The following is a 3,664-nucleotide window of genomic DNA, read 5'->3' on the forward strand; positions in this document are numbered from 1 at the left end:
AGCATTTCAACATCAGGACTAGGAGTGGTAGATACCCGCTCACTCCCAACTACATCTAGAGTAGCTCGAAATCTAGACTGCTCCTGTGGTGGCATTGCCGCCCATCGTGCGTTCCGCTCCTTTTCTTGTAGCTGGCCCCACTGACGCGCCAACTGCTCAAAGGCAGAGTCGACACAAAGGCGACCACAGTGTTTGCAGACTACTGCCTCTGAGCTCACCTCCTCAGCGCAATATCTGCATCTCTTTGTCATCATCTAGCCGTCCGTTTTCATGTGTAGGCGCCGTCATCCATCAGCAAGTCGCCGAACTATAAAGCTTCTATCTGAAGTCCGAGTCGAGGTCTCCCATCATCCATCAGCGCTCCAAGGCTTCAGATGGAAGCGAGTTGTGCGAAGCCGCGAATTGGCACGGGCCTTGCGTTTAGGGCTTTGTATCCCTCAGCCAAGCACAGCGTCGCGGTAGGCGAGACGGTCGGATTCAGGTGAGATCGCAGCATATTCGGGCCTCCCCGACGCCGAAGGGGCTCTATGGGCCTTCTCAGAGCCGGTTCGCGGAGTTCTGACAGGCCCGATCCTAGCATAGTCGGCCAGGATAGGCGCACCTCGGCCAAGGTCTCGGCCTGCGAGACCCAAAGAGAGGCAGTCGTCTGTCAGCTCGCCAAGGCCAAGGTGGCTACCGGTGGCGCCCGAGCGGCGGCCATCCGTGCGTCGGCCAGTGACGGCACTTTCTCCAGCACCTGGAGATGTCCTTTCCCTCAGGCCTGGCAGAGGGTCGGATCGATGCCGGTCAGGCGCAGCATCCGCTCCTCCCAGCTCTCCAGCTCCGAGGATTCATCGTTGGCCGCCACCTTGGCCTGGGTATCGGGTACGATCTCGCTCCTCACACCCAGCAGGTAGCGACAGCGCTCCAGGTTGGCTGCCCGATGACGGTTGGCCAACAGTCCGTAGTAGCGGATGCGGTGGAAGCCCGAAGGCAGCACGTGCATGAGGAAGCGCCCGAGGAACTCCACCGCGTCGAGGCTCATCGCCTTCACCTGGCCGTCGTCGCGGTAGTCCTTCCAGTCGAAGACCACCCGATCGTTCTCCAGACGCCTCAGGCGATCATTGCTGATCGCCACCCGATGGGTGTAGCGCGCCAAGTACTGCAAGCCACGCTCGGCACCGCCGAAGGGCGGCTTGCTGTAGACTACCCACGGCGCGGCATACAGTTCCTCGAGCCAGCACCGGTAGGCGCTGGGCTCTTGCTTCGGATCAAGGCGACGAGGAAAAACCTGCTGTCCTTGTCGCGCCATCTGCCCGACCTGGTCGAGGAACTTGCCGCGAAACACACGGCTGAGGACTTTGACCGGCAGGAAGAAGTCGCGACGTGACGCGATCCACCGTTGCCTATCGGGCGACAGACCGCCACCAGGCGCGATTACGTGCAGGTGTGGATGGTAATCGACACGTTGTCCCCACGAATGCAGGTGCGCCGAGAAACCGATCATGGCACCGAGATGCTTGGGATCGGCGGCGATCGTGAGCAAAGTGTCGGCCGTGGTACGAAAGAGCAGGTTGTAGAACGTCTTCGGTTCGGTCAGGAACAGCGGATTGAGCTGGTGCGGGACCGTAAAGACCAGGTGGAAGTATGGTACCGGTAGCAGCTCCTGCAGTCGCTTCTCCAACCAGCGCTCACGCTCCAGCCTCTGGCACTTCGGGCAGTGCCGATTGCGGCACGAGTTGAAACGCTCGGTGATCACGCCACACTCGTCACAGACGTAGAGATGTCCGCCGAGATCCGCCGTCCGGCAGCTGATGATGTCGTGTACCACGCGCTGCTCGGCAGCCGAGAGGGGCCCGAGCTTCTCCTCGTAGGCACTGCAGTAACGGCGAAAGATCTCAGCAACCTCCAGAGGTGCGCCACTCATTTCGAGCGCTCCGTGTCACGCTGGCGCTTCATCAGCTGATCGAGCGGATTCGCAAGGCGGTTGATGCCTTCAGACGTCACCCTTAGGTAGATCAAGGTCGACTGGATCGCCCGATGTCCGAGAAGATCTCGGATATAAAGCAAATTGGCACCGTCCTCCATCGAGTGCGTGGCAAACGAATGACGAAGGGAATGCGGCGTGACGTGCTTGCGGATGCCGGCCCGATTCTTGTCCTCCTTGAAGGCTTTCTGAAGAGTCCGTAGGACCGGTGGATGTTGGCGATCACGCCCGTAGAAAAACCACTCGGTCGGCCGGTAAATCCTCCAATACGACCGCAGTTGATCGAGCAGGCTGGAGGACAGCACAGTGTAGCGGTCCTTTTGTCCCTTACCGTTGCTGACAAAGATACGCATCCTCTTGCTGTCGATGTCCGGTACGCGCAGGCGCGCGGCTTCACTCAGACGCAGACCGGTGGAATAGAGCGTCATCCAGATCGTCCGATACCGGAAATCGCTGGCGGCCTCAAACAGCTTCTCGACCTCCACGCGAGCAAAAACGAGAGGCACCTTCGTCGGTCGCTTGCGCAAAGGCAGCTCCATACGCCAGGCCTTCTTCTTGAGGACCTTGCTGAAAAGAAAACGGATCGCGAAGTGGTGCTGGTTGATGAGTGAATCGGAGTACTCCGCCTCGGCGAGGTGAAGCATGTAGGCTCGGACATCCTCGTGGGTCAGCTTGTTGCTGGGCTTGAGGGTATGATGGAGAAAACGCCTGGCGGCACCATGATAGGTCTTGACCGTCGCCGGGCTTTTCCCGACGAGCTTCAGCTCCTCCTTCATACGCTCCAAGGTGGGTTCGATTCCGTACTTCATGATCGGTCTCCTACGTAGGCTGGGCTGAATTGCCCAACCCAGGAGACTACCCACGAGCACGGAAGGCCGGTGCCACTCAGAGAAACTGCGACGAGAGAAGCCTTCGCCGACCTACAGGCAGAGAGGGGCGAGGAGAAGCCTCAGCAGACAGAGACCGGCGACTATGTGGAGGATCTCGCCGCCGGTAACGAGACGTCGGAGTGCACGGACTCAGCCTATTGGCTGGCTGTCCGGAGGGAGGCTGCCGCGAAGCGGCTTAGTACAACGATTGAGCCAAGCGCGCGGCGCAGCCGTCCGCTTCGGCGAATTGTTATCTCTGGTCATGAAGCACCTTACGAAGGGGTCTGGTTTCCATGCTGGACATTTCTCCGTAATTCCGGTATACATGGGTGCGACAATTTCGCGGCGAGCGAGGAGGATCCATGGCAAAATTCGTGATCGAGGTCCCTGATGAGCTCAGAGGTGCCGGGGAGGCAATGGCGGCCGCTCTGGAGACGATGAAGCAGACCATCGCGCGGACGGGTGGAGGAAAGTCCGTCGACTATGCGGGGGTGGAACGTACGATCTCTGAGAAGGCTGCCGCGATCGAACGGGAGAGTCACCGCGCGATCCTTCAGTCGCTCGACATCGACGTTCCGACCGTGGTGATCGGCGGCATTCGCTACAACCGGGTGGGACGCTGCGCTGCGCCGTACCACACCATGGCCGGATCGGTATCGATCGAGCGGTCGTTGTACCGTCAATCGGGCCAACGCGGGGGCCAGCCTGGGGGAAGGGTGGTGGACCCTGTGAGCTTGCGGTCGGGAGTCGTGGGGGACGGCTGGCTTCCGAACGCAGCGCGGGCCATGGCCCATGCGGTGCAGCAAGGGACATCGCGTGAAGCGGAAGC

The 3,664-nt window shown here is 60.4% G+C and carries 3 protein-coding genes; 1 reads left to right on the plus strand and 2 read right to left on the minus strand.

Annotated elements, in window-relative coordinates; translation table 11 throughout:
* Positions 1 to 754 precede the first annotated feature (754 nt).
* Entirely contained in the window at positions 755 to 1,906 is a 1,152-nt protein-coding gene (locus GY769_02030) for an IS91 family transposase (protein ID MCP4200697.1), read from the minus strand.
* Positions 1,903 to 2,775: a tyrosine-type recombinase/integrase gene (locus GY769_02035; protein MCP4200698.1), complete on the minus strand. Its 873-nt coding sequence runs from the start codon at positions 2,773 to 2,775 to the stop codon at positions 1,903 to 1,905. The genes GY769_02030 and GY769_02035 overlap by 4 nt, the downstream gene beginning before the upstream one ends.
* A 422-nt stretch (positions 2,776 to 3,197) precedes the next feature.
* Here GY769_02035 and GY769_02040 point away from each other — a divergent pair.
* Positions 3,198 to 3,664: ISKra4 family transposase (locus GY769_02040; protein ID MCP4200699.1), on the plus strand; the 467-nt coding region annotated here is incomplete at its 3' end.

It is taken from the genome of bacterium (assembly GCA_024224155.1).
GTDB lineage: Bacteria > Acidobacteriota > Thermoanaerobaculia > Multivoradales > JAHEKO01 > CALZIK01.